This is a genomic window from Streptomyces sp. NBC_00440, from assembly GCF_036014215.1.
Taxonomy (GTDB): Bacteria; Actinomycetota; Actinomycetes; order Streptomycetales; family Streptomycetaceae; genus Streptomyces.
On record NZ_CP107921.1, the window covers coordinates 4,133,446 to 4,158,432 of the forward strand.

General features: G+C 68.5%; 26 protein-coding genes, 2 tRNA genes and 1 pseudogene. 14 read left to right on the plus strand and 15 right to left on the minus strand.

Annotation, left to right across the window (positions count from 1 at the left end; genetic code table 11):
* Positions 1 to 58: 58 nt before the first annotated feature.
* Positions 59 to 607: a helix-turn-helix domain-containing protein gene (locus OHB13_RS18670; RefSeq protein WP_266855216.1), complete on the minus strand. Its 549-nt coding sequence runs from the start codon at positions 605 to 607 to the stop codon at positions 59 to 61.
* A 151-nt stretch (positions 608 to 758) separates the two neighbouring features.
* Between OHB13_RS18670 and OHB13_RS18675 the strand changes: the two genes are divergently transcribed.
* A tRNA-Ala gene (locus tag OHB13_RS18675) sits at positions 759 to 831 on the plus strand.
* Positions 832 to 961: 130 nt separating this feature from the next.
* Here the strand turns inward: OHB13_RS18675 and OHB13_RS18680 are convergent.
* The 3 genes from OHB13_RS18680 to OHB13_RS18690 all read right to left on the minus strand — a co-directional run bounded on the left by OHB13_RS18680 (position 962) and on the right by OHB13_RS18690 (position 3,154).
* Positions 962 to 1,426, minus strand: coding sequence for a hypothetical protein (locus tag OHB13_RS18680; protein WP_328380328.1), 465 nt, complete (start codon positions 1,424 to 1,426; stop codon positions 962 to 964).
* Positions 1,427 to 1,636: 210 nt separating this feature from the next.
* Positions 1,637 to 2,596: a hypothetical protein gene (locus OHB13_RS18685; protein ID WP_328377858.1), complete on the minus strand. Its 960-nt coding sequence runs from the start codon at positions 2,594 to 2,596 to the stop codon at positions 1,637 to 1,639.
* A 45-nt stretch (positions 2,597 to 2,641) separates the two neighbouring features.
* Complete coding sequence (locus tag OHB13_RS18690; protein ID WP_266855214.1) at positions 2,642 to 3,154, minus strand: RipA family octameric membrane protein; 513 nt, start codon at positions 3,152 to 3,154, stop codon at positions 2,642 to 2,644.
* 105 nt (positions 3,155 to 3,259) lie between these two features.
* On the opposite strand from OHB13_RS18690, the gene OHB13_RS18695 reads away from it, so the two are divergent.
* Both OHB13_RS18695 and OHB13_RS18700 read left to right on the plus strand, forming a co-directional pair.
* Positions 3,260 to 3,466: a hypothetical protein gene (locus tag OHB13_RS18695; RefSeq protein WP_328377859.1), complete on the plus strand. Its 207-nt coding sequence runs from the start codon at positions 3,260 to 3,262 to the stop codon at positions 3,464 to 3,466.
* A 399-nt stretch (positions 3,467 to 3,865) separates the two neighbouring features.
* Entirely contained in the window at positions 3,866 to 4,357 is a 492-nt protein-coding gene (locus OHB13_RS18700) for a hypothetical protein (protein ID WP_328377860.1), read from the plus strand.
* Positions 4,358 to 4,370: 13 nt separating this feature from the next.
* Here OHB13_RS18700 and OHB13_RS38785 read toward each other — a convergent pair.
* Positions 4,371 to 4,484, minus strand: a pseudogene (locus tag OHB13_RS38785) (hypothetical protein); the annotation flags it as partial.
* Between OHB13_RS38785 and OHB13_RS18705 the strand changes: the two are divergent.
* Together OHB13_RS18705 and OHB13_RS18710 are read left to right on the plus strand one after the other, a co-directional pair.
* Complete coding sequence (locus tag OHB13_RS18705; protein WP_328377861.1) at positions 4,483 to 4,650, plus strand: hypothetical protein; 168 nt, start codon at positions 4,483 to 4,485, stop codon at positions 4,648 to 4,650. The pseudogene OHB13_RS38785 and the gene OHB13_RS18705 sit on opposite strands and share 2 nt — an antisense overlap.
* A 28-nt stretch (positions 4,651 to 4,678) precedes the next feature.
* A complete protein-coding gene (locus OHB13_RS18710; RefSeq protein ID WP_328377862.1) occupies positions 4,679 to 5,170 on the plus strand; it encodes a MarR family winged helix-turn-helix transcriptional regulator in 492 nt (163 codons plus the stop codon).
* A gap of 163 nt (positions 5,171 to 5,333) precedes the next feature.
* Here OHB13_RS18710 and OHB13_RS18715 read toward each other — a convergent pair whose 3' ends face one another.
* On the minus strand, positions 5,334 to 6,032 hold the full coding sequence (locus OHB13_RS18715; protein ID WP_266855210.1) for a DUF5324 family protein: 699 nt from the start codon (positions 6,030 to 6,032) through the stop codon (positions 5,334 to 5,336).
* A 285-nt stretch (positions 6,033 to 6,317) separates the two neighbouring features.
* On the opposite strand from OHB13_RS18715, the gene OHB13_RS18720 reads away from it, so the two are divergent.
* The gene (locus OHB13_RS18720) at positions 6,318 to 6,869 is read left to right on the plus strand and encodes a peptidylprolyl isomerase (protein WP_328377863.1); all 552 of its coding nucleotides are present in this window, start codon (positions 6,318 to 6,320) and stop codon (positions 6,867 to 6,869) included.
* A 165-nt stretch (positions 6,870 to 7,034) separates the two neighbouring features.
* Complete coding sequence (locus OHB13_RS18725; protein ID WP_266855208.1) at positions 7,035 to 7,928, plus strand: rhomboid family intramembrane serine protease; 894 nt, start codon at positions 7,035 to 7,037, stop codon at positions 7,926 to 7,928.
* A 276-nt stretch (positions 7,929 to 8,204) separates the two neighbouring features.
* On the opposite strand, the gene crgA is transcribed toward OHB13_RS18725, so the two are convergent.
* Positions 8,205 to 8,462 carry a cell division protein CrgA gene (gene crgA / locus OHB13_RS18730; RefSeq protein ID WP_266855207.1) on the minus strand — a complete coding sequence of 86 codons (258 nt, stop codon included), beginning with the start codon at positions 8,460 to 8,462 and terminating at the stop codon, positions 8,205 to 8,207.
* Positions 8,463 to 8,610: 148 nt separating this feature from the next.
* Between crgA and OHB13_RS18735 the strand changes: the two genes are divergently transcribed.
* From OHB13_RS18735 to OHB13_RS18760, 6 genes are read left to right on the plus strand one after another with little or no spacing between them, the layout of a single operon-like run.
* Positions 8,611 to 9,378, plus strand: a complete 768-nt coding sequence (locus tag OHB13_RS18735) for a DUF881 domain-containing protein (protein WP_328377864.1) — start codon at positions 8,611 to 8,613, stop codon at positions 9,376 to 9,378.
* Positions 9,379 to 9,398: 20 nt separating this feature from the next.
* Positions 9,399 to 10,121 (plus strand): class E sortase, encoded by a 723-nt coding sequence (locus OHB13_RS18740; protein WP_328377865.1) that lies wholly within the window; start codon positions 9,399 to 9,401, stop codon positions 10,119 to 10,121.
* A gap of 60 nt (positions 10,122 to 10,181) precedes the next feature.
* A complete protein-coding gene (locus tag OHB13_RS18745) occupies positions 10,182 to 10,358 on the plus strand; it encodes a hypothetical protein (RefSeq protein ID WP_203598953.1) in 177 nt (58 codons plus the stop codon).
* A complete protein-coding gene (locus OHB13_RS18750) occupies positions 10,355 to 10,993 on the plus strand; it encodes an aminodeoxychorismate/anthranilate synthase component II (RefSeq protein ID WP_164258330.1) in 639 nt (212 codons plus the stop codon). Before OHB13_RS18745 ends, OHB13_RS18750 begins: the two co-directional genes overlap by 4 nt.
* Entirely contained in the window at positions 10,990 to 12,345 is a 1,356-nt protein-coding gene (locus tag OHB13_RS18755) for a class E sortase (RefSeq protein ID WP_443062953.1), read from the plus strand. The genes OHB13_RS18750 and OHB13_RS18755 overlap by 4 nt, the downstream gene beginning before the upstream one ends.
* A 28-nt stretch (positions 12,346 to 12,373) precedes the next feature.
* Positions 12,374 to 13,105 carry a class E sortase gene (locus OHB13_RS18760; protein ID WP_328377866.1) on the plus strand — a complete coding sequence of 244 codons (732 nt, stop codon included), beginning with the start codon at positions 12,374 to 12,376 and terminating at the stop codon, positions 13,103 to 13,105.
* A gap of 142 nt (positions 13,106 to 13,247) precedes the next feature.
* Here OHB13_RS18760 and pknB read toward each other — a convergent pair whose 3' ends face one another.
* From pknB to OHB13_RS18790, 6 genes are all read right to left on the minus strand, one after another.
* Positions 13,248 to 15,266 (minus strand): Stk1 family PASTA domain-containing Ser/Thr kinase, encoded by a 2,019-nt coding sequence (gene pknB, locus OHB13_RS18765; protein ID WP_328377867.1) that lies wholly within the window; start codon positions 15,264 to 15,266, stop codon positions 13,248 to 13,250.
* Positions 15,267 to 15,429: 163 nt separating this feature from the next.
* On the minus strand, positions 15,430 to 16,893 hold the full coding sequence (locus tag OHB13_RS18770; protein ID WP_328377868.1) for a peptidoglycan D,D-transpeptidase FtsI family protein: 1,464 nt from the start codon (positions 16,891 to 16,893) through the stop codon (positions 15,430 to 15,432).
* On the minus strand, positions 16,890 to 18,299 hold the full coding sequence (locus OHB13_RS18775) for an FtsW/RodA/SpoVE family cell cycle protein (protein ID WP_266855201.1): 1,410 nt from the start codon (positions 18,297 to 18,299) through the stop codon (positions 16,890 to 16,892). The genes OHB13_RS18770 and OHB13_RS18775 overlap by 4 nt, the downstream gene beginning before the upstream one ends.
* Before the next feature lie 24 nt (positions 18,300 to 18,323).
* Positions 18,324 to 19,835 carry a PP2C family protein-serine/threonine phosphatase gene (locus OHB13_RS18780; RefSeq protein WP_328377869.1) on the minus strand — a complete coding sequence of 504 codons (1,512 nt, stop codon included), beginning with the start codon at positions 19,833 to 19,835 and terminating at the stop codon, positions 18,324 to 18,326.
* Between the two features lie 130 nt (positions 19,836 to 19,965).
* Complete coding sequence (locus tag OHB13_RS18785) at positions 19,966 to 20,484, minus strand: FHA domain-containing protein FhaB/FipA (protein WP_266855199.1); 519 nt, start codon at positions 20,482 to 20,484, stop codon at positions 19,966 to 19,968.
* Positions 20,485 to 20,494: 10 nt separating this feature from the next.
* Positions 20,495 to 21,322, minus strand: a complete 828-nt coding sequence (locus OHB13_RS18790) for an FhaA domain-containing protein (RefSeq protein ID WP_266855198.1) — start codon at positions 21,320 to 21,322, stop codon at positions 20,495 to 20,497.
* Positions 21,323 to 21,640: 318 nt separating this feature from the next.
* Between OHB13_RS18790 and OHB13_RS18795 the strand changes: the two genes are divergently transcribed.
* Positions 21,641 to 21,726, plus strand: a tRNA-Leu gene (locus OHB13_RS18795).
* Positions 21,727 to 21,883: 157 nt separating this feature from the next.
* On the opposite strand, the gene OHB13_RS18800 is transcribed toward OHB13_RS18795, so the two are convergent.
* Positions 21,884 to 24,241, minus strand: coding sequence for a DHA2 family efflux MFS transporter permease subunit (locus OHB13_RS18800; RefSeq protein WP_328377870.1), 2,358 nt, complete (start codon positions 24,239 to 24,241; stop codon positions 21,884 to 21,886).
* Complete coding sequence (locus tag OHB13_RS18805) at positions 24,238 to 24,864, minus strand: TetR/AcrR family transcriptional regulator (RefSeq protein ID WP_328377871.1); 627 nt, start codon at positions 24,862 to 24,864, stop codon at positions 24,238 to 24,240. Before OHB13_RS18805 ends, OHB13_RS18800 begins: the two co-directional genes overlap by 4 nt.
* Positions 24,865 to 24,987: the final 123 nt, after the last annotated feature.

Consider the following 24,987-nt stretch of genomic DNA (forward strand, 5'->3'; position numbering starts at 1 on the left):
AGCCGCGCTGAGCCAGCCGCGTCCAGTCGGCCGGGGCTCAGTCAGCCGCGCCCCGGCTTCAGCTCTGGTGTGCCTCGTAGTGCGAGACCGCTTCCGCGGTGCGCCCGGCGCCGTACACCCTGAGGAACTCTGCCAGTTCGGGGTGGGTCGGGGCGAGGGCGTTCGCCGCGTCGATGATGTCGCCGGCAGCTGATACGGAGCGCAGCAGAGACTGGATCTCACGCACCACCCGGCGCACGGTCGGCGCGCCCGTGGTGGATGTGGTCTGACCCGTGGTGGAGAGGACGGAGCCGCCCTGGGACTTCTTGATCTCTTCCATCCGATCCGTTGCCTCGCCCGCGCTGACGCTCCCGTCGGCGACCAGGCCCGAAAGCTCCTGAAGTGCCTGGACCCGCTGGACCACGGCCGGGTTTCCGATCTTGGCGCGCTGGCCGCTCATCAGCTGGGAGAGCATGGGCGCGGACAGCCCGAGCACTGCCGCGAGACGGGCCTGATTGAGGCCCAGGTCATCGATGAGGCGACGGAAGAGCGCCCCCAGCGGCTCCCCGTACCAACTGCGCTGGAGCTCTCTCGCTCTCGCGGTTGCCTCTTGTTGTGCTGCGTCCATTGCGTCTCCCCATCGCTTCCCCAGGCGGCGGCTTCGCTGCCGCGAACCTCCTGGTGCATCCTACGGAGAGTGGTCACTGACCGGGAGTCCCAATCCTTTTGTGAGATCACCCCTGTGACCCGGTACTCTTGTTCTCGCACCAACCCGTTACGGGGCCTTAGCTCAGTTGGTAGAGCGCTGTCTTTGCATGGCAGATGTCAGGGGTTCGACTCCCCTAGGCTCCACATCCTGAAAGCCCCTCTGACCTGCGAAACTGCTGGTCAGAGGGGCTTTGCTTGTAGGTGTTGCCGTTGCGGTGTTGCCGTGGATACGGGCGTTGCGGTGGTCGTCGGAGTCCGGACGTACGGCTACGGCTCAGCCCTTTCGTCGGGCCCCGTCGGGCCAGACGATGTCCACCGGGATTCCCCTCGTCCGTGCCGCGAGGACCACGTCGGCGGTGCCGCCGCCCTTGCCGCTCGGGGGTTCGCCGTTCCAGACGGCTACGAGGCGGTCGGCGCGTTCCAGGAGCAGTGCGTTGGCGGCGGCGTAGGCCGCTCGGCCGGCGGAATCCACGGGGATGACGACGACGTCGTCGGACGCGTCCACGAGGCGGTCGAAGAGGGCGGCATGGCCGGGACGGACGGTTTTCCGGCGGTAGTCCCTGGAGGGGATGACGACGGTCAACCGGCCGCCGGTGGCCAGTACGGCCTCGGCGAACAGGGCGTCGGAGCCCTCCGCGATGCAGGAGACCCCGATGAGTGGGCCGTCCGCGGTGTAGGAGTGGAGCAGTTCCTTCAGAGCGGTACGGACCAGGGGCACGGTGTCCTCGGTCAAGTCCATGTGCCCGGTCACCGCGATCACCGTTACTGCCACAGCTTCACTCCCGTACGCCTAACCGTGCCGTGCCGTGCCGTGCCATGCCCGTGTTCGTACGCCTACCCGTCCCCGTGTATTCGACAGCAGGCGGCGGGTCCTGTCCCGGACGGCCCCCGGCCCCCCGGCCCTCCAGCGCGGCCACCCCGTCCGGTAAGCCGCTCGGCCGCGGCCGCGTCACGGTGGCAGCGGCCAGGGGTAGCGTGCCGGGAAGCTGTGGCCCGCGAGTTCCTGTTCGGTTGTGCGGAGGGCGGCGGTGAGCGCTCCGTGGAAGAAGCGCGCGGAGCCTTTCCGGCCCAGTTTGCGCTTGACGTACCACCAGCGCAGCACCGGAGTCTCCCCCGGGCGCGGCCGGCAGTACTTCACCACCTGGGTCCGCTCGTGGAGCGTCAGCTCCAACTGGTGGACGAGGAGGGTGCTGACGTTGTCGACGGAGCCCGCGAAACCTTCCAGAGCAGCCGTGATCACGCAGGCGTCAAGGAATGCCCGCGGGTACTCCGCCCTGTACACCTGGGCCGGTGGCAGGACCAGTACCAGCCGCGTCTGGAGCCCGTGCTGGGTGATCTGGTCGATCTCCCATTTCAGGGCATCGCGGATCCCCTGTCCCGGCGGCAGGATCAGGACGATGGAATGGGCGCGGCGGATCAGGGTCCGGACGGCCCCCTGCCACTGGTCGTGGGGCGAGCGCATCCAGACCGGCCCCGGTGGCGCGAGCCTGCGGTCCTGGTCGACCAGCGCGTAGGTCTTCAGCCCGAGAGCCTTCCGGGCGCTTCGGGCGATCGCCTGTTCCATGGTGGAGGCGCCGAACCAGGCGTGGGACAGGGCGACTTCGCCGTCACTGCCGAACGGCCGCAGGATCAGGCAGTACTCCTCCTGGGACCCGACCAGCGGGCCGAGTACCTCCTGATACATCCGCGTCCGCGTGGTCCGCCGGTAGCGCCCCCAGGTGAGGGCGATGGGAAGGGCGATCACAGCGACGTAGACCAGGGGCCGCACGAACGTCAGCGGATCGAAGTAGCCGCCGTACTGCCGGTGCAGGGACAGCAGTTTCAGACCGAGGGCCATGAGGACGCCGACACCCAGGAGGATGACCACCCCGCCACCGCGCACGCCGCGCCATAACTTGTGCCCCCGCATGGAGACGAACGTAGTGCACTCGCGCGACTACAGTCCATGAACATGTCACATCGCGATACCGGCCACGAAGGCCATGAGGTAGGAGACCGCGAAGATGACCGGCACCCACTGCTCGACATGCGTCAGCGGCAGATATCTGCGCCAGTCCAGCCCCTGGCCCAGCGCTCCCCACTCAGCCCGGGAGTAGGCGAAAGCCGGCAGCCTCGCTTCCAGGGCCCCGATCACCTCGTACTTGGCTGTGTTGAGCTGGCGGTACGAGCGCACCATCATCCACCACGCCGCGCACTGCGCGAACAGGATCAGCAGCCCCGACGTCAGTATCCAGACGGAGGTGCCGGTCAGTGCGTGGCCCGAGAGCGCGGCCACCACGGCCACGACGGCGCTGTTGAGTGACAGGAAGAAGGTGTTGGTGAGGTTGCGCCGGGCGCTGACGCGGTCTGCCATCTCCACGCAGAGTTTGTACTGTTCGAGTATCGCCAGCTGATACCGGTCCCCTGACCTGGAGTAGTGAGAGGCGTCGATGTCGGTGTTCCACAGTGCATCCCCGATGTCACTCATGCCTTCAGCATGACGAAGGCGTGTGTCCCTTGTCAGCGGTTCCTTGTCAACCGGCCACCTGCTCCGGCGCGCTGCTTTGGCACGCTGCTCCGGCACGCTGACGGGATGACGGCGGACGACGGTACCGGCCGCGCAGGGTCAGGAGCCGAAGAGGCCGCCCAGGAAGCACAGTTACGGGTCATCGGGCCCCGGATGTCGTGGCTGCTGGGCGGTGTGGCCGTGCTGGCGAGCGCACCGTTGCGGCTGTCGCTCTTGGCCTTCCGTCTCGCCCGGAATCTGCACAACCGCCTTATGCAGCACGGTGAATGGTGAATGGGTAGTCGTGGTGCTCGTCGCCTCCTTCCTGCTGCCTGTCCCGATGTACTACCTCGCCGCCGCGGTACGCCGCGCCGGGCGCCGCCGAGTGGCCCGCCCCCGCGGACACGGAGCCGCCCGGCCGCCCGTATGTGCTCTACCTGCGGGAGTTCACCGAGGACCCCGTCCGGGCCAGGCTCGCACCCGCGGTACGTACGGCGCTCGGTGGCCCGGGCCGCTCCCCCCTCAGCGAGGAGGAGCAACTCGCCAGAGCCGTCCGTTTCATCGGCCCGCTCGTCGCCTCGGGCCGTCCCGGCGCCCGGCTGCACCACGCGGGTGCGTGGCGCGCCACCATGCCCGCGGACGACCGGCACGGTCCGGTCCTGCGGTTGATGGGGGGAGGAGACGCTGATCCTGATGTCGACCGGCGGTGGCGGGGCCGGGCTGCGCCGGGAACTGGAGCAGGCACTGACCCGGGTCCCACGGCAGCGGCTCCTCCCGCTGATCCCGCACGGTGCGGAGGCCTACGCGCAGCTCTCGACGGAGATGCTGCGCGAGGGGTGGCTCACCGCGCCGCTGCCCGGGTATCCGCCGCTGTCCGAGCGCCGGGCGCGGGTCCTTCCGTACCGTGGCGCGGTCGGGTTCGGCGCGGACGGCGCCGCCCGCTTCGTCCGGTTCGATCCCCGGGGCTGCGGCTTTCGACTGCTCGCCCGGCGGGAACTCCACCCGGAGCATGGACAGCACCTGCGGCACCATGAGGGCGGCGGAGGCGCCCTGTGCGATGCGGGCGGCGATCAGCATCTCCGGATCGACGGCGAGGCCGGTCAGTGCCGAGGTGATGGTGAAGGCGAGCAGCGAGCTGGAAGACGCGGAGCCGGCCGAACCGGTCGCCCAGGCGGGATGCGGTGATCATGCCGGAGGCGAAGGCGAGTACATAACCGGCGATCGACCACTCCAACTGGGTGCTCGAAGCGTGCAGTTCGCGCCGCAGGGAGGGTAACGCCACATTGATGACGGTGGTGTCGACCAGGTCCATGAAGGTCGCGGACAGCGTGACGACGAACGCCGCCCACCGCCTCGGGTTGAACCCGTCGGTGGCGCTGGGGGAGGCCGAGGCTGATGACATGGGTCGTCCCCTTCGTGAACGGCCCGAGGCACACGTGTCGGGCATCGTGGACGAGCCAAGAGAGGGTTTGCTTTGAAAGCAAAGCCATGAGGAGGTTGGCGCGGATGTCAACGGAGCACGAGCTGGAGACGTCGCAGGCGACCGGCCTGACCAGGGACGACGCGATCAGGGCGATGCTCGTGCTGATGCCCCGGGTGGCCCAGCGGATCAAGCGCACCACCGTTCCGGAGCAGCTCCGGTCAATGAATCTGGCCCCCCGGCACCTCTCGCTCCTGTCCCACCTCGTCTTCGACGGGCCGGCCCTCGTCAGTGAACTCGCCGCGCGTCTTGAGGTCGCCCCGACGACGGTGAGCCTGATGGTCGCCGACCTCAGCCGCCAGGGAGTCGTGGAGCGGAAGTCCGACCCCGCCGACCGCAGGCGCACGGTCGTCACCATCACGGAGGACCCGGCGACCCGCGACGCGATCAACGGCTGGCTGGCCCGGGGCGCCGGGGCCTGGGAGAAGGCACTCGAACCGCTGACCCCACAGGAGCGCGCGATGTTCGTACGCACCATGGAGGCGTACGAGAAGGGCGCCTCCACGCTGCCCGACTGACCAGCGGGAGCACTGCGGAGCCGCCTCTCAGCACCGGCCTGCTCAGCATGGAAGGGCGCCAGGAGAGCTGAGTCTCCTGACGCCCTTCGCGTCTGCCGGCCCGATGACGGCGCCGCCCGGCGGATCGGTCCCGCGGACCAGTCCGCCGGATCAGTCCACGGGATCAGCCCCGGGGGTCGTCACGCTCCTGGTCTGCCTCTTCGGCCTCGGCCTGCTTGGCCTTGACCTCGGGGTCCAGTGCGTCGGGGCTGCCGTCGACCGAGGTGAGCGGCGGCCGCCGGTCCCCGACCTCGGTGGGCGCGGGCGGCTCGACCAGCCAGTCGGGGTTCGCCTGCTTGTCCCACCACTTCCAGGCTGCGAACGCGCCTCCGGCGACGACGCCGAGCACGATGACGCCCTTGGCCAGCCGGCTCGCCTTCGCGCACCGCTGCTGCTTTCTGACCAGCTTCTGGATCTGCTTCGCCGAGACCTGACCGCGCAGCGCCGCCACGGCGGCCGCACTGCGGGCCGCGGCCTCCTCGCGGACGGGCTGGGCCGCTGCCACGGCCTGTTCCACCCTCGGTGCGAGCTGGCACTGCGCCTGCCGGGCCGCCTTGGCCGCACGCTGCGCCGCCGCGTCGACCTTCGGCGGTACATGAGTGAGGGCCTGGTCGACGTGGGGTGCGAGCCGCGCGTCGTACTGAGTGCGGGCCTGCTGTGCTGCCAGCGAGACCTTCGGGGCCAGCCGTACACGAGCTTCGTTGGCGTAATGCGTGGCCTGTTCCTTGGCCGTTCCGGCGTAGGGCGCCACCACTTCCGCGGCGTGCAGCACGTTCTCCTTCGCCGTACCGGTCGCGGCGCGCACGCTGTCCATGCGGGTCACGGGTTCCTCCTCATCGGTGGCGTTCTGTCATTCGCCTGTCCACCCTTTTCGAAATCATGCCTGTCCGGGACCTTCGCGGCACGCGAGATCAGGCATCCGGGTCAGGAAAGGCGTAATGCGTCATTGTGGTGCAAGGGGGAGTTCTGCGGCCGACAATGCCATGGTTCGGCCCGGTGCGCGCCGGTTCGGCAGTCACCTGAGTGCTTTTCCCCTGCGTGGCGGCTCGGCGCTCCGCGTCCGTGCGAGGATCGGTGAACGTCAGAGAAGACTTACGGAAGGCACACCGTGGCCGAGCAGCTTTACGCCACCCTGAAGACCAACCACGGCGACATCGAGATTCGGCTGCTGCCGAACCACGCGCCGAAGACGGTCAGGAACTTTGTCGAGCTCGCTCAGGGAGAGCGGGAGTGGACCCACCCGGCCACCGGCAAGAAGTCCACGGACCGGCTCTACGACGGCACCGTCTTCCACCGCGTGATCAGTGGCTTCATGATCCAGGGCGGCGACCCGCTGGGCAACGGCACGGGTGGCCCCGGCTACGAGTTCGGTGACGAGTTCCACCCGGACCTGTCCTTCGACAGGCCGTACCTGCTCGCCATGGCCAACGCGGGACCGGGCACCAACGGCTCGCAGTTCTTCATCACGGTGCAGCCGACGACCTGGCTGACGCGTAAGCACAGCATCTTCGGCGAGGTCACCGACGCGGCGAGCCAGAAGGTCATCGACGAGATCATCACCACCCCGACCAACCCGCGCACCGACCGGCCGGTGCAGGACGTCGTCATCGAGACGGTGGTCGTCGAGACCCGCGACGGCGTCGCGACCCGGAAGAGCTGAACCGCGCGGCGGCCGGTGGAGGCCGCCCGATCCCGCGGGCGCGGGAGCGGTGGGAGCAGAGAGCCCGTTGCCTCATCCGGTACGGGAACCACCCGCCCCGTTCGTCCGTATGACGAGCGGGGCGGGTGCAGTGCGTACGCGACCCGTACGAGACGAGGGAACCCGATGGAAGAGTTGCCAGGAGGCCCGGAGCGGCAGTCCGGAGCGGGCGGTCTGCCCCACTGCTACCGCCACCCCGGCGTGGAGACGGGCATCAGCTGTGTCCGCTGCGAGCGGCCGATCTGTCCGCAGTGCATGATCAGCGCCTCCGTCGGCTTCCAGTGCCCGGAGTGCGTACGCGGGTCGGGTACGGGCAGCACCCCGGCCGCGGCGAGCCGGCCGCGCACCGTGGCGGGCGGTGCGGTCACCGCCGACCCGCGCCTGCTCACCAAGATCCTCATCGGGATCAACGTCCTGGTGTTCATCATGCAGGTGGCGAACAACAACAGCTTCGACTCCAGTTTCGAGCTGGTGGGCCAGGCGCAGACCACGCCGTTCGGGCCGCTGGTGGGCGTCGCCCAGGGGCAGTGGTACCGGCTGTTCACCGCGATGTTCATGCACGCCAACTACGCGCACATCGGGTTCAACATGCTGAGCCTCTGGTGGATCGGCGGGCCGCTGGAGGCGGCGCTCGGCCGGGCCCGCTACATCGCGCTGTATCTGCTCTCCGGGCTGGCCGGCAGCGCGCTCACCTATCTCATCGCCTCGCCGACCGAGGCGTCGCTCGGGGCGTCCGGCGCCATCTTCGGGCTGCTGGGTGCCACCGGTGTCCTGATGAAGCGCATGAACTACGACATGCGGCCGCTCCTCGGCCTGCTCGTGGTCAACGTGATCTTCACCTTCACCGGTGGCATCGCCTGGCAGGCGCATCTGGGCGGCTTCGTCGCCGGGATCGTCATCGCGATCGGGATGGTGCACGCCCCGCGCGAGCGGCGGACGCTGCTGCAGTTCGGGACCTGTGCGCTCGTCCTGGTGGCGACCATCGGCATGGTGCTGGCCAGAACCGCGATGCTGACTTGAGGGGCCTGATCCGAACGGCAGGACCCAGTTGTCCACAGCGAGTGGCGGATCTTGTGCATCCTGTGGGGAACAGCAGTGCCCCTTGCCGCTGACCTGGGTTTCCCCAGGAAGGGCAAGGGGCCGGCCACTGTTGTGGTATGGCGCCGAGTAGTCACACCGGCGTCAACGCCCGAAAGTTATCCACAGATCTTCTGAGTTTTCCCCGGCTGTGGATAGCGCTGTGGATAACTCAGGGCAGGGCTTGACGGTCACCTGGACATGTGAGAGCCCGCAGGGCTACTTCCACTGGGTCGAGACGCCGAAGCCACCCGCGATGAAGCCGAAGCCGACCACGATGTTCCAGTTCCCGAGCGGCTTGATGGGCATACTGCCGTCCGTGACGTAAAAGACAACGATCCAGGCGAGACCGATCAAGAAGAAGGCCAGCATCACGGGGGCCACCCAGCTGCGATTGGTCAGCTTTATGGCAGTCGCCTGCTTCGTCGCGGGCGGCGGCGTGAAATCGGCCTTCTTGCGGATACGTGACTTCGGCACGAGGGGCTCTCCTGTCGATGCGCTGCGTGACCGCGCAGGGGGAACTGTTGAGGAAGTGCCGGGAGCGCGGGATGCGACGGGGCGCATTGCCTCCCCCGGGCGTCCGTTAGCGTAGTGCTTCCGGGGTTGGGAAGGAGATAAGGGTACGTTGAGCAATTCTGACGACTCTCCCACAGGGGCCGCCCGCCGCCGCGACTGGAGGCCGGTCCGGGTCCTCACCGCCGCCGTTTTCGCGCTCGCCGGACTCATCTTCGTGACCAGCTTCAACACCGCCAAGGGCACCGATATCCGCAGCGATGCGTCGATGCTGAAACTCTCGGACCTCATCCAGGAGCGCAACGGCAAGAACAAGGAACTCGGCGACTCCACCGCCGCCGTCCGCCGCGATGTCGACGCGCTCGCCCAGCGTGACGGAGGCGTCACGAAGAAGGAGGACGCCGGCCTCAAGGAGCTGGAGAAGTCCGCCGGTACGCAGAAGCTCAGCGGCTCCGCCGTCTCGGTCACGCTCGACGACGCCCCGCCGAACACCACCGCGAACCCCGGCTACCCCGAACCGCAGCCCAACGACCTGGTCATCCACCAGCAGGACCTGCAAGCGGTGGTGAACGCCCTGTGGCAGGGCGGTGCCAAGGGCATCAAAGTCATGGACCAGCGGCTGATCACCACCAGCGCTGTGCGCTGCGTGGGCAACACCCTGCTCCTCCAGGGCCGCGTCTACTCGCCCCCGTACAAGGTGACGGCCGTCGGCAACCCCGACAAGCTGAAGAAGGCGCTCACGGCCTCCCCGGCGATCCAGAACTACCTGCAGTACGTGAAGGCGTACGGGCTCGGCTGGAAAGTAGATGACGACCAGGCGGTGACTCTTCCCGGTTACTCGGGCACAGTGGATCTCCATTACGCAGGACCTGTGGGGTAGTTCCAGGGAGGCGGACGGCTGTGACGGTGCGACTGATCGTCAGGAGCTTCAGCGAACTCTGTATCACCGTAGGTGCGTTGATCGTGCTGTTCGTCGCGTATCTGCTGTTCTGGACGGGCGTGAAGGCGGACAACGCCGCGGATCACCAGATCGACGACCTCCACCACCAGTGGGCCCGCAGCGCGGCCGCCACCCCCGGCCCCGCAGCCGGTTCCAGCGCCTCGTCACCGTCGAAACCGAAGCCGGCCGCCACCCCCGCCCCCGTCGCTTACCACGCGGGCAAGGCCTTCGCCGTGATGTACGTCCCGCGCCTCGGCCGGGACTGGAGCAGGCCCGTGCTGCAGAACACAGCCGTCGGGACGCTCCAGCGGGGCCTGGGCCACTACGCGGGGACCGCACGCCTCGGCGCCACGGGAAACTTCGCGGTCGCGGGCCACCGGCGTACGTACGGCGACCCGTTCAAGGACTTCCCGAAGCTCCGGCCCGGCGACGCGGTGGTGCTCACGGACGGGACGACCTGGTTCACGTACCGCATCGACAAGAAGCCCTATCTGACCGTGCCGTCCGACACCGGGGTCATCGATCCGGTGCCGGTGAAGTCGGGTTTTCAGGGGGCCGGACGCTATCTGACGCTCACCACGTGCGACCCGGAATGGGGCAGCAGCCACCGGCTCATCGCCTGGGGACATCTCGACTCCACGCAGCCTGTGACGCAGGGCAAGCCGGCCGCTTTGCGCGGGTGACCCACGGGCGCCTGCCACAGCCCTCTACTCTGGTGCCGTACCACGAACGGAAGGGACAGCATGTACGGCTGGATCTGGCGGCATCTGCCGGGCAACGTATGGCTCCGGGCGGTCATCTCGCTCGTGCTCGTGCTCGCTCTCGTCTACCTGCTCTTCCAGTACGTCTTCCCGTGGGCGGAGCCGCTGCTTCCGTTCAATGACGTGACGGTCGACCAGGGGATGGGGGCCGTGCGATGAGTGCCCGCATCCTCGTCGTCGACAACTACGACAGCTTCGTGTTCAACCTGGTCCAGTACCTGTACCAGCTCGGCGCCGAGTGCGAAGTCGTGCGGAACGACGAGGTCACCCTCGCGCACGCGCAGGACGGCTTCGACGGCGTACTGCTCTCCCCCGGGCCCGGAACGCCCGAACACGCCGGTGTCTGCGTGGACATGGTGCGGCACTGCGCCGACACCGGGGTCCCCGTCTTCGGGGTCTGTCTTGGCATGCAGTCGATGGCAGTGGCGTACGGCGGTGTGGTGGACCGGGCGCCCGAGCTGCTGCACGGCAAGACGTCCCCGGTGACGCACGAGGGGGCCGGTGTCTTCGCCGGGCTGCCCTCGCCCTTCACCGCGACCCGCTACCACTCGCTGGCCGCCGAGCCCCGGACGGTGCCGCCCGAGCTCGCCGTCACCGCGTGGACCGCCGACGGCATCATCATGGGCCTGCGCCACCGGGAACTGCCGGTCGAGGGCGTGCAGTTCCACCCCGAGTCGGTGCTCACCGAGCACGGCCATCTGATGCTCGCCAACTGGCTCGTCCAGTGCGGCGACGCGGGCGCGGTCGGACGGTCGGCGGGGCTCGCGCCGGTGGTGGGCAAGGCCGCGGCGTGACGGCACTGCGCCCCGAACAGGACGGCTCGGGGGCGGCGGCACCGGAACCACCGAGAGGGTCCGGGCCCGCGGGGCCGCCTGCCGGACAGCCTGCCGGGGCCGCCGGCCCCGGTCGCGCCGACCGGGAGTACGACCCGCTGACGGACCCGCTGCCGACGGGCAGCCACAGTTCGCCGTGGTTCCGGGCGGAGCACTCGGGGAGCACGGCGCCGCAGCCGGCCGTGCAGGATCCGCCGCGGGACTGGTACGGGCGGGAGGCGGTGTACGAGCCCATAGTCACGCCCGCCGTGCCACCGGATACGGCCACGGCCCGGGAGCCGATCCCCGAGCCGATCACGGGGCCGATCCCCGAGCCGATCGCGGAGCCGTTCCCGGAACCAGGCCCGGACCCGGAGCGGAGCACGGCCGTTTTTCCCGTCGTACGGGACGACGAGACCGTGGGCCTCCGCATCGCCGAGGCCGCACCCGCCTCGTCCGCAACCGCTCCGTCCTCACCCGCCTCGTCCGCGCCCACGGACGCGGACCGGGCACCCGCGCCGCTCGGCGGCCGTGCCGAGCGCCGTAAGGCCGCCAGGGGGCGGGGGCGCAAGAGCGCCACGCCCGCCGAACCCGTCATCCCGGCCATCCCCCGCACCCGGATGGAGGCGCGCCTCGCGGCACGTGCCCTCAAGGACAGCCCCGCCGTCATCGCCAGCCGGGCGATCGGTGAGATCTTCATCAGCCTGGGTGTGCTGATGCTGCTGTTCGTCACGTACCAGCTCTGGTGGACGAACGTACGCGCCCACCAGGAGGCCAGCGGTACGGCCCACAGCCTCCAGGACAACTGGGCGAAGGGCGGCAAGAACAGCGCGCCCGGTGCTTTCGAGCCCGGACAGGGGTTCGCGATCATCCACATCCCCAAGCTGGACGTGGTCGTGCCGATCGCGGAGGGCGTCAGCAAGACCAAGGTGCTCGACCGCGGGATGGTCGGCCACTACAGCGAGGGCAAGCTCAAGACGGCGATGCCGTCGGCGAAGACGGGCAACTTCGCGCTGGCGGGCCACCGCAACACCCACGGTGAGCCGTTCCGCTACATCAACAAGCTCAAGGACGGCGACAAGGTCGTCGTGGAGACGCAGGACGACTACTACACCTACGAGGTGACGAGCCGTCTGGCTCAGACGTCTCCGTCGAACGTATCGGTGATCCAGCCGGTGCCGGTGGGGTCCGGCTTCACCCGGCCGGGCCGCTACATCACCCTGACGACGTGCACCCCCGAGTTCACCAGTACGTACCGAATGGTCGTCTGGGGCAAGATGGTTGATGAACGGCCACGGAGCAAGGGGATGCCTGAAGCCCTGACCGCAGGCTGACGGTTACGGACTACAGGGGACAGGTGCGGTGGCATCGACGACCGAGCAGGACGAGCAGACAATCACGCCCCGCGCCCGCCGCGGCCGACGGGGCCCGATCGCGACCGCGGTCAGCGTATTCGGCGAACTGCTCATCACAGCGGGGCTTGTGCTCGGACTCTTCGTCGTCTACTCGCTGTGGTGGACGAACGTCGTGGCCGACCGGCACGCGGCGAAACAGGGCGACAAGATCCGCGACAACTGGTCGCACCCCAGCACCGGTCCGGGCGCCCTCGACACCAAGGACGGCATCGGCTTCCTGCATGTGCCGTCGATGAAGAACGGTGAGGTCCTGGTCAGGCGGGGCACCAGCACCAGCGTCCTGAACGAGGGCGTCGCCGGCTACTACGTGAAGCCGGTCAAGGCGGGACTCCCGTCCGACAAGACGGGCAACTTCGCGCTGGCCGCGCACCGCGACGGGCACGGCGCGAAGTTCCACAACATCGACAAGGTGAAGACCGGCGATCCGGTCGTCTTCGAGACCAAGGACACCTGGTACGTGTACAAGGTGTTCAAGGAGCTCCGGCAGACGTCGAAGTACAACGTCGACGTTCTCCAGTCGGTGCCCAAGGAGTCGGGCAAGAAGAAGCCGGGCCGCTACATCACGCTGACGACCTGCACACCCGTCTACACGTCGCGCTACCGGTACATCGTGTGGGGCGAGCTGGAGCGCACGGTGAAGGTCGACGCGAAGCGCACCCCGCCGGCCGAGCTGCGCTGACACCCGGCCGGACCGGCCTCACAACCGGCCACGTACAGACCTGAACCACGGGCGAAGCCCCGGCCCCCCAGCGGCTGGACTCCTCAGGAGTCCTGCCGGGGGCCGGGGCTTCGCCCGTGCCTGGTACTGCGGTGGCTGGTGGCTAGTTCCAGCCGTCGAAGATGCCGCCGTCGCCGCCGTTGCCACCACCGTTGTTGTGACCGCCGCCGCCACCACCACCGCCGCCCATCGTCGTGAGCGTGACGGTGGTGCTGCCCGGGTCGGCCTCCTGGGTACCCACCGCGGGGTCGGAGCCGGTGACGATCGCGTTGTCGCCGCCGTTACTGCCGCCCGCGATCTGGATGTTGGTGAAGCCGGCCCCGTTGAGGATCTGCTTCGCCTCGGACAGCTTCTTGCCCCTGATCTCGGGGACCGCCGTCTGCGAAGGCGTCGCCTTGGCCTTGGCGACCGTCAGCGTGATCGTCGCGCCCTTCGCGGCCTCGCCGCCGCCCGGGTCCTGGCTGATCACCGTGCCGACCGGCTGCTCCGACTCCTGGTCGGCGGCCCGGGAGACCTGGAAGCCCGCGTCGGTCAGCTGCTTGGAGGCGTCCTCGAAGGTGCGGCCCTTGACGTCCGGTACCGGGATCTTGGTCGACTTCGCGATCTTGATCGTGACCTCGGAACCCTTCTGGGCCGTGGTGTTGCCCTTCGGGGACTGGTCGAAGACCTTGCCCTCCTCCTGGTTGGACTCGACCTGCTGCGGGTTCACCTTGAAGCCCTTGCCCTCAAGGAGCTGCGTGGCTTCGTCCTCGGTGTCTCCGTTGACGTTGGGCACATCGATCTTGGGGGCGCCGGTGGACACGACGACCGAGATGGTCTCGCCCTGCTGGAGCGTGGCGCCGCCGAACTTCGGGTCCTGGCTGCAGACATCGCCCTTGGCCGCGTTGTCGCAGGGCTTCCGCTGCGCCACCGTCAGCTTCAGCTTCGAGTTGGCGACCGATTCCTTCGCCCTGTCCAGGGACTGGCCGACGAGCTGCGGCACGGCGACCTTGCCGGAGTTGCTGTCGTTGCTGGTGAACAGCGACTTCCCGATGAGGATCGCGCCGACCAGCACCAGAACGCCCGCGACGATGAGCAGGATCGTCGATGTGTTGGACTTCTTCTGGGGGCGGCCCCGCCGCCGGTCGGGTCGGTCGTCGTAGCCACCTTCGTCCGGGGGGACCGGGGGCATCATGGACGTCTGGCCGTCGCCCTGGTCCTGCTGCCGTATGGCGGTGGTGGGCTGCTCCGCGTCGTAACCGCCGTAGCCGGGCATGCCCATCGCCGCGGTCGCGGCGACCGGCTGGCCGTCGAGGCACGCCTCGATGTCGGCGCGCATCTCGTCGGCCGACTGGTAACGGTAGTCGGGGTCCTTGACCAGGGCCTTGAGGACGATGGCGTCCATCTCGGGCGTGATCTCGGCGTCGAAGTTGCTGGGCGACTGCGGCTCTTCGCGTACGTGCTGATAGGCCACCGCGACCGGGGAGTCCCCGATGAACGGCGGCCGGACCGTCAGCAGCTCGTAGAGCAGACAGCCCGTCGAGTACAGGTCGGAGCGGGCGTCGACCTGCTCCCCCTTGGCCTGCTCGGGGGAGAGGTACTGGGCCGTGCCGATCACCGCGGACGTCTGCGTCATCGTCATCCCGGAGTCGCCCATGGCACGGGCGATGCCGAAGTCCATGACCTTGACCTGGCCGGTGCGCGTCAGCATGACGTTGGCCGGTTTGATGTCACGGTGGACGATGCCGTTGCGGTGCGAGTACTCCAGCGCCTGGAGGATGCCGATGGTCATCTCCAGGGTGCGCTCGGGCAGCAGCTTCCGGCCGGAGTGCAGGAGCTCCCTGAGCGTGGACCCGTCGACGTACTCCATCACGATGTACGGGATGGAGATGTTGTCCACATAGTCCTCGCCGGTGTCGTAGACAGCGACGATCGCGGGGTGGTTGAGCGAGGCGGCCGACTGGGCCTCACGGCGGAACCGGGCCTGGAAGGACGGGTCGCGGGCGAGATCCGCCCGCAGCGTCTTCACGGCGACGGTGCGGCCGAGCCGGGTGTCATGCGCGAGGTAGACCTCGGCCATGCCACCACGGCCGAGCACCGAGCCCAGCTCGTACCGGCCGCCGAGGCGACGCGGCTCTTCCATAGCTAATCCAGCCCTCTCCGTATGTCCCGACCGCACCCTGGGGTGGTCCGGCGGTGTGCTGTTCGCGGATACGCTACCGGCCACGGATGGATGATCAGCCCGCAACCGTCAGCTGATATCGGACCGGTATCGCGCAGGTGCCGTGTGCCTTCCGTCACGGTCGTCACTTCTTGCTGTTGATGACGGCGGACATGACGTCCTTGGCGATCGGAGCGGCGAGACCGCCACCGGAGATGTCCTGGCGGGAGGCGTTGGAGTCCTCGACGACGACGGCCACGGCGACCGGCGAACCCTGGTCGGTCTTGGCGTACGAGATGAACCAGGCGTACGGGTTGCCGCTGTTGTTGATGCCGTTCTGTGCGGTACCGGTCTTACCGCCGACGGTGACGCCGGGGATCCGCGCATTCCCGCCGGTGCCCCTCTCGACCACCGCTTCCATCATCTTCTGGACCATCTGCGCGTGCTCCTTCGTCAGGGGCTCGCTCTGCTTCTCCGGGTCGGTCTTGGCGACGGTGTCCAGGTTGGGAGCGGTGAGACGGTCGACCATGTACGGCTTCATCAGCGTGCCGTCGTTGGCGACCGCGGAAGCGACCATGGCCATCTGCAGCGGAGTTGCCGAGGTGTTGAACTGGCCGATCGAGGAGAGCGCGGTCTGCGCCTTGTCCATGTCCTTGGAGAAGACACTGGCGTTGGAGCGGGTGGGCGTGAACTGCTCGCTGTTGAAGCCGAACTTCTCGGCCTCGGCGCGCATCTTGTCCTCACCGAGGTCGGCGCCGATCTTGCCGAAGACCGTGTTGCAGGACACCCGCAGGGCTTCAACCAGCGTGGCGTTCTTGCAGGGCAGATTGCCCTCGTTGGGCAGGTCCTTGGAGGAGAGCGGCAGTCGCCAGGGCAGCGGGGACCTGGTCGGGGTGTCGACGCTGTCGTACAGGCCGTTCTCCAGGGCGGCCGACGCGGTGACCACCTTGAAGGCGGAGCCGGGCGGATACGTCTGGCGCAGCGCCCGGTTGAGCAGCGGCTCGTTCTTGTCGTTCTTGAGCGCGGTGTAGTTCTTCGAGTCGGTGCTCGTGGAGTTGCCCGCGAACGTCGAGGGGTCGTACGAGGGCGTCGACGCCATGGCGAGGATCGCGCCGGTCTTCGGGTCGAGGGCGGCCACGGCGCCCTTCTTGTCGCCGAGCCCCTTGTACGCGGCCTTCTGGGCGTCGGCGTTCAGCGTGGTGACGACGTTGCCGCCCTGCTTCTTCTCGCCGGTGAACATGGAGAGCGTCCGGTCGAAGAAGAGCCGGTCGTCGTTGCCGGTCAGGATGGAGTCGTTCAGGTTCTCCAGCTGTGTCGCGCCGAAGGCCTGCGAGGCGTATCCGGTGACGGGCGCCCACATGGGGCCGTCCTTCCAGGTGCGCTTGTACTTGTACATGCTGCCCTGGGTCACGGTCGAGCCGGTGACCGCTTTGCCGTCGACGATGATGTCGCCGCGCTCGTGGGCGTAGCGCTCGATCTCGACGCGGCGGTTCTCCTTGCGGGCGTTGAGGCTGTCCGCCTTGATGTACTGGATCCAGTTGTCCCGCAGCAGCAGGGCGAGGACGAGCAGACCGCAGAAGATCGCGATTCGGCGCAGGGGCTTGTTCACGGTCGGACCACCTGGGTCATCTCGGCGTCGGGTGACGGGGCGGGGGCCGGGGCGGGGCGCCGTGCGGTGTCGCTGATCCGGATCAGGATGCCGATCAGGGCCCAGTTGGCCAGTACGGAGGATCCGCCGTACGCGATGAACGGCATGGTCATACCGGTCAGCGGGATGAGGCCCATCACACCGCCGGCTACGACGAAGACCTGGATGGCGAAGGCGCTGGAGAGGCCGACGGCGAGGAGCTTGCCGAACGGGTCACGGGCTGCCAGTGCGGTACGCACGCCACGCTCGACGATCAGACCGTAGAGCAGCAGGACGGCCATCATTCCGGCCAGACCGAACTCTTCGCCGACGGTGGCGAAGATGAAGTCGGAGTTCGCCGCGAAGCCGATGAGGTCGGAGTGACCCTGACCGAGCCCGGTGCCGAGAGTGCCGCCCGATCCGAAGGCCATCAGGGACTGGGCGACCTGGTCGCTCTGCGCCAGCGTCGCCTTGGAGAAGGGCGCGAGCCAGGCGTCCACACGCTGCTGGACATGGGGTTCGAACGTGGCCACGCCGACCGCGCCCGCGCCGGACATGATCAGTCCGAAGACGATCCAGCTGGTGCGCTCGGTCGCGACGTACAGCATGACGACGAAGAGGCCGAAGAACAGCAACGAGGTCCCGAGGTCCGTCTCGAAGACCAGGATGAGGATCGACATGGCCCAGATGACGAGGATCGGCCCGAGGTCACGGCCGCGCGGCAGGTACAGCCCCATGAAGCGGCGGCTGGCCAGGGCCAGCGCGTCGCGTTTCACCATGAGATAGCCGGAGAAGAAGATCGCGATGACGATCTTGGCGAACTCACCGGGCTGGATGGTGAAGCCTGCGAGGTTGACCCAGATCTTGGCGCCGTTCACCGGGTGGAAGAACACCGGCAGGATCAGCAGAACCAGCGCCACCACCATGGAGATATAGGTGTAGCGCTGAAGGATTCGGTGGTCCTTGAGGAACATCAGGACGACGACGAAGAGCGCGACGCCCATCGCCGAGTAGAGCAACTGCTTCGGTGCGGCGGGGTGGAAGGCGCCGTAGGAGAGCTTCTGGAGCTGGATCAGCCGCGGTGACTGGTCCAGGCGCCAGACGAGAGCCAGCCCGATGCCGTTCAGGAGGGTCGCCACGGGCAGCAGCAGCGGATCGGCGTACGGCGCGAACTTGCGCACCACGATGTGGCCGACGGCCGCGAGCAGCGTGAGGCCCGTTCCGTAGCCGAGGATGCCCGCCGGCAGCGAACCGTTGATCGCGAGGCCGACATTGGCGTACGCGAACACCGAGATGGCGACGGCGAATACCAGCATCATCAGTTCGGTATTGCGACGGCTCGGTGCTTCGATCGCGCCAATGGTGGTCGTGTTGGTGACAACGCTCATGGTGGTGAAAGGCCCCCTACGGCTCTACTGCTGACCGCACAGCGGGACCAGCTTCTGCTCGTCCTCCGAGAGGCTGGGGCCGGGCGTGGGTTTGGCGCTGGGCTTGGGTTTCCCTGTCGTACCGCTCTGGGAGGTCGTACTGCTCTTGGAGGAGAGTGTGCTTGAGGTGCCGGTCGTCTTGCCGGTGTCCGTCTTCGACGGCTTCTTCTCGTCCGCGATCTTGCGGCGCTCCGCGTCCTTCTTGCAGACGTCGGCCTGCTGGGCGAGTTCGCCGATCTTGACCTTCGCCTCGCTGAGGCTGCCTTCGGTGATCGTCGCGTCGACCTGCTTGCGCTGGTACGGCGGGAGGTACTTGAGTTCGATCTCGGGGTGGTCCGTCTCGACCTTCGAGAGCTTGACCCAGGCGAGGTCCTGGCTGATGCCCTGGTAGAGCGCGACGTTCTGGTTGTTGGACCCGACGTAGTACTGGGTCTGGGTCCAGCGGTAACCGCCGTAGAGGCCGCCGCCGATGACGGCGAGGGCGAGCACGATGAACAGCGACCGCTTGATCCACTTGCGACCGCCGGACGGCTTGGTGAAGTCCTCGTCGCTGTACGCGCCGAACGTGCCTTCGGGGGCCGCGCCGTATCCGTCGCCGCTTCCGGGCGGGCCGAAGCCGCCCGGCGCGGGCGGCGGCACCTGGCGGCCGAGGCCGGACGCCCGGCCCGCCGGGGTCTGCATGGCCCCGCCGTCGTGCTGGGCCGCCTGGTTCTCGGCGACCGCGCCGACCACGACCGGGGTGTCGTTGAGCTGCTCGGCCAGGGAGTCGTTGGAGTCGACGTCGAGGACGTCGGCCACGATGCAGGTGATGTTGTCGGGGCCGCCGCCGCGCAGGGCGAGCTGGATCAGCTCCTGGATCGTCTCCGTGGGGCCCTGGTAGCTGGCGAGCGTCTCTTCCATCGTCTGGTGGGAGACGACGCCGGAGAGCCCGTCGGAACAGATCATGTAGCGGTCGCCTGCCCGTACCTCCCGGATGGAGAGGTCGGGCTCGACGTGTTCACCACTGCCCAGCGCGCGCATCAGCAGGGAGCGCTGCGGGTGGGTGGTGGCTTCCTCCTCGGTGATGCGGCCCTCGTCGACGAGGCGCTGCACCCAGGTGTGGTCCTGGGTGATCTGCGTCAGGACGCCGTCCCGCAGGAGGTAGGCGCGGGAGTCGCCGACATGCACGAGGCCGAGGCGCTGACCGGTCCAGAGGAGGGCGGTGAGCGTGGTGCCCATGCCTTCGAGCTGGGGGTCTTCCTCGACCATCATGCGGAGTTGGTCGTTGGCCCGCTGTACGGCCGTGCCGAGCGAGGTCAGGATGTCAGAACCGGGGACGTCGTCGTCGAGGGTGACGAGCGTGGAGATGACCTCGGAGCTGGCGACCTCGCCGGCGGCCTGGCCGCCCATTCCGTCGGCGATGGCGAGGAGCCGGGGGCCGGCATAGCCGGAGTCCTCGTTCCCCTCGCGGATCATGCCCTTGTGCGATCCGGCGGCGAAGCGCAGGGACAGACTCATGCGCACCTCGCCTGTCGGCTCCGGGTACAACCGGTCTCGAGCCACACTGCCCACCCTCCGGTCGGGAGCGCGCCCCGGTCCGTTGCCGGAACCGCTGCGGCTCGCTCGCTCCGCTCGCTCATTGTCGTGACTACTTCCGCAGTTCGATGACGGTCTTGCCGATGCGGATCGGTGCGCCCAGCGGGATCGGCGTCGGGGTGGTCAGCCGGGTCCGGTCGAGATACGTGCCGTTGGTGGACCCGAGATCCTCGACGATCCACTGGCCGTCACGGTCGGGGTAGATCCTGGCATGCCTGCTCGACGCGTAGTCGTCGTCCAGCACGATCGTTGAATCATGTGCCCGGCCGAGGGTGACGGTCTGGCCCTGGAGGGCGACCGTGGTGCCCGTGAGGGACCCCTCGGAGACGACGAGTTTGGTGGGTGCGCCCCGGCGCTGGCGGCCGGCGGCCGGCTGCTGACGCTGTTGCGGCGGCGCGGCGGCCTGCCGCGCGGTCTGCGGAGGACGGGCGTCCGCGTTGCGGCGTGAGCCGCGTTGCGTGACGCGCGTTCCGAACAGATCGCTACGGATGACCTGGACGGCCACGATCACGAACAGCCACAGAACAGCTAGGAAACCTAGCCGCATGACCGTCAGGGTCAGCTCTGACATTGCCCCCGCTTCACCCTTCGGCTTGCCGGTAAACGATGGTGGAATTGCCCACGACGATCCGCGAGCCGTCGCGGAGCGTAGCGCGGGTGGTGTGCTGTCCGTCTACCACGATGCCGTTGGTGGAACCGAGATCCTGGATCGTCGAGGGGGAACCGGCGCGGATCTCACAGTGCCGGCGGGATACGCCGGGGTCGTCGATACGCACGTCGGCTTCGGTGCTGCGGCCGAGGACCAGAGTGGCGCGCGAGATCTGATGGCGGGTGCCGTTGACCTCGATCCAGCGCCGGATCTGGGTGCTCGGCATGGGCCCGGGAGAGGGCGCCCGGCCGGCTGCCGGGCGGTGGCCTCCGGGCGGAGGTGCGGCGGGCATGGGCGGGGCCGCGGCCGGCGGGTAGCCGTAACCGCCGGCGTTCCGCTGGGGAGCCGGTGCGGCGGGTCCGTGGTCTGCGCCCTGCTGGCTGGTGCTCGACGCGAGGGTGCGGCTGCGGACGCGGTAGAGACCGGTGTCCAGGTCCTCGGCCTTCTCCAGATGGACCTTGATCGGGCCCATGAAGGCGTACCGCTGCTGCTTGGCGTAGTCCCGGACCAGACCGGAGAGTTCGTCGCCCAGCTGCCCCGAGTACGGGCTGAGGCGCTCGTAGTCCGGTGTGCTCAGTTCGACGATGAAGTCGTTGGGGACGACCGTCCGCTCGCGGTTCCAGATCGTCGCGTTGTTGTCGCATTCGCGCTGGAGCGCACCGGCGATCTCGACGGGCTGGACCTCGGACTTGAACACCTTCGCGAAGGTGCCGTTGACCAGACCTTCGAGACGCTGCTCGAACTTCTTCATGACTCCCATGAGGCACCTCCTCCGACGTTGTCGTCCTGGTACTGCTTACTGATCGTATCCACGCACGGGGAAATCGGCTGGTTCCCCTTGTCTCCCCTGTGGATAAGTGTCACCTCTCACACGGATCGTAGAGGTGGCCCCCGAACAGTGTCCCGCACTCGGCGCGCACTGAGGAGGAGTGGGGGGAGAGGGGACTCGTTCCACGGGTGGGGCGCCGGTCGTCTCCCCCGGAGAACGGATGTGAATCCACCCTGTCCAGCGTGCTAATCTTCCGGATGTCGCCAGGCGCTCGCACAAACCAGTGAGAGAGCCTCGGATACACCACTTGCGCGAGTGGCGGAACGGCAGACGCGCTGGCTTCAGGTGCCAGTGTCCTTAGGGACGTGGGGGTTCAAATCCCCCCTCGCGCACCATCATCGGACACCGGTGAAGGTGTTCAGTATCACCAACGGAACGGCCCGCATCATGATCATGATGCGGGCCGTTCCGCTTTTCGCATGTCATATGTCTCAGGAATGACGGCCGATGGGGCGGCGGCTCGGAGGCCGTGCCGCCGCCCCGGATTCCGGGTCAGTCCGAGTGCCCCAGCAGAACGTCGAAGCCGTCCTGGGGCTCGGAGGGGACGGTGATCTGGGACGCGGCGGGCGGGTAGCCCGCGGCGATCACGGTGTAGTCGAGGCCGGTGAGACCCGTGAACGTGTAGACGCCGTCCGGGCCCGTGGTGTGCCGTCCGACGACGTTGCCCGCCGCGTCGAGCAGGGTGACCAGGGCGTCGTTCACCGGCGCACCCTGCGGCCCGAGCACCGTGCCCCGTACCGTCGCGGCGGCCGTGAGGACCGCGTCGTGGCGGGTGGGCGCGGAGCCGGTCACCGTGATCAGGGCGGCGTAGGGCTGGTGGCCCTCCGCCCCTGCGGTGAGGGTGTACGCGGCCGGGGGCAGCGCGGGCAGCCGGTAGCCGCCGTCCGGGGCCGAGATGGTGGAGTCGACCACACTGCCTTCCGCGTCCGTCACGACGAGCAGTGCGCCGCCGATGGGCCCGGACGCCCCGCTGACCGTGCCGAAGAGTCCGCCGGTCCCGGCGAGCTGGACGTTGTGGTCGACGGGCTCCGTGCCCACGACGAGTTCGCTGATCCTGGGCCGGCAGTCCGGCGCCGATGCGACCAGGACGTACCTGCCGGGCGGGGCGGACAGGGCGTACGAGCCGTCCGGGGCCGGTACGGCCCGTGCGACCTGGCGGCCGGTCTGGTCGATGAGCGTCACCGCCGACGCCACCGGAGCGCCGTGCTCACCCAGTACCCGTCCCCGCACGCTCGTCTGCGCGGGGCCCGCGGGCACGTCGGCGACCGGGATTTCCGCGGTCGGCCGGTCCTGCGGCGTCACGGCGGCCTTTTCGAGGGAGTGCGGGGACCCGGGGGCCTTCGCGCCTGCCGGTGCCGGTGCGGCCGCCATCGGACGGCCCTTGCGGTAGAGGAAGATCGCGATCAGGAAGGCGATCGCGAACAGGCCGGCGGCCCACCAGTAGACGGTGGCGTAGCTGTGCACGGCGGCTTCGGCGAGGGCCGGCTTGGAGGTGCCGTGGTCCTTCACATAGTCGCCGGCCGCGGTCGTCGCCATGGTGGAGAACAGCGCGGTGCCGATGGAACCGCCCACCTGCTGCATGGTGTTGACGGTCGCGGACGCGACCCCCTGGTCGGCGGGTGCGATGCCGAGTGTCGCCAGCGACATGGCCGGGGGCATCACCATGCCGATACCGGCGCCGATCAGCAGCAGCGGCGGCAGGATGTCCGCGCTGTAACTGCTGGACAGGTCGATCCTGGTCAGCCAGGCCAGGCCGCCCGCGGCGAACAGGGTGCCGATCGGCACCATGATCTTGGGGCCGATCTTCGGCATGAGCAGGTTGATGGACAGCTGCGCCAGCAGCATGAGCATCAGGATCATCGGCAGGAAGGCGAGCCCGGTCTTCACCGGTGTGTAATGCAGGATCTGCTGGAGGTAGTAGGTCAGGAAGAGGAAGATCCCGAACATTCCGGCGCCGGTGGCGAACACCATCAGATACGACGCGCTGCGGTTGCGGTCGGCGAAGACCCGCAGCGGCAGCAACGGGTGTACGGCCTTGGTCTGCCAGCCGATGAAGCCCAGCAGCAGGACGACACCGCCCGCCAGGAAGCCCCAGCACATCGGGTCGCTCCAGGTGTACGTCTCCGCGTTCGAGAAGCCGTAGACGATGCAGAAGAGCCCGCTGGAGACCAGCAGGGTGCCCAGCAGGTCCAGCTTGGGGCGCTGGGCGGGTGCGGGCCGCCGGATGAACAGCAGCGCCCCGGCCACCGCGAGTACGGCGATGGCGAGGTTGACGTACAGCGTCCAGCGCCAGTTCAGGTGCTCGGTGAGCACCCCGCCGAGCAGCAGTCCCACCGCGCCGCCGGATCCGGCGATCGCCCCGAACACCCCGAAGGCGCGGCCGCGTTCCTTCGGATCGGTGAAGGTCGTCGTCAGCAGTGACAGCGCCGACGGCGCGAGCATCGCGCCGAACGCGCCCTGGAGCGCACGCCCCACTACCAGCATGGTGAAGCCGCCCGCGGCTCCGGCCAGCGCGGAGGAGGCGGCGAAGCCGATCAGCCCGATCAGCAGGGTGGTCTTGCGGCCGAAGAGGTCGGCCAGCCGTCCGCCGAGCAGCAGCAGACTGCCGAAGGCCAGCGAGTAGGCGGTGACGACCCACTGGCGGTCGTCGTTGGAGAATCCCAGGTCCTGCTGGGCCGAGGGCAGTGCGATGTTCACGATGGTGGCGTCCAGCACCACCATCAGCTGCGCGAGGCCGATGACCACGAGGGCCCACCAGCGGTGCGCCGGGGGTGGCGACGCCGATGGGGCTGGTGGCGCGGCCGGTGGGGATATGGTGCCGACGGCCACGTCGGCGGGTGCGGAACTCATGTGGTACTCCTCAAAGAGGTATCTGTGGCGCTGCTGTCGATCTCCCGGAGCAGCACGGGGAGGGCGACGGCGTCGACGTAGCGGCGCAGGTAGTCGGCGTCGGGCTCGCGCTGGTCGAAGACCAGCCGGGCGAAGCCCGCACCCTGGATGAGGTGGGGGAAGAAGGCGAGGGCCGGATTCGCCGGATCGACCTCTCCGCGGGCGATGGCGCGGTCCACGATCCCCCGGGCGGCCTCCAGGTCGGGCCGCACCAGCGTCTCGTGCATCGCGTCCGCCAGGGCGGAGTCCTGCCGGACGGCCAGGGCGATGCCGCGCATCAGGGCGTGGTCCTTTCTGGCCTTCCCGATGCGGGAGGTCATCTCGTACAGATCCCCCCGCAGGGATCCGGTGTCCAGCCCGGCCAGGGTGAACGGCTTGCCGTGCCGGAGCGCTTCCGACACCAGCCGGGGCTTTCCCTGCCAGCGCCGGTAGAGCGTGGCCTTGCTGCACTGGGAGCGCTGCGCCACGGTGTCGAGGCGGGCGGCTTCGTAGCCGACTTCGCGGATCAGGTCGAGGGTGGCGGTGAAGATCTCTGCCTCCCGCTCGGGCGACAGCCGTGTTCTTCGGGATTCGGGCTGCGGCATACCCACTCCAGCAAAGCTCTAGTAAAACGAAACAGTTTCGTACCGATAAGCTAAGTGGTGCCGGGGCCCGGACGCAAATGCTGTGGTTCCCCGCGACCTAGACTGGTGCGGTACGCAAGGTGG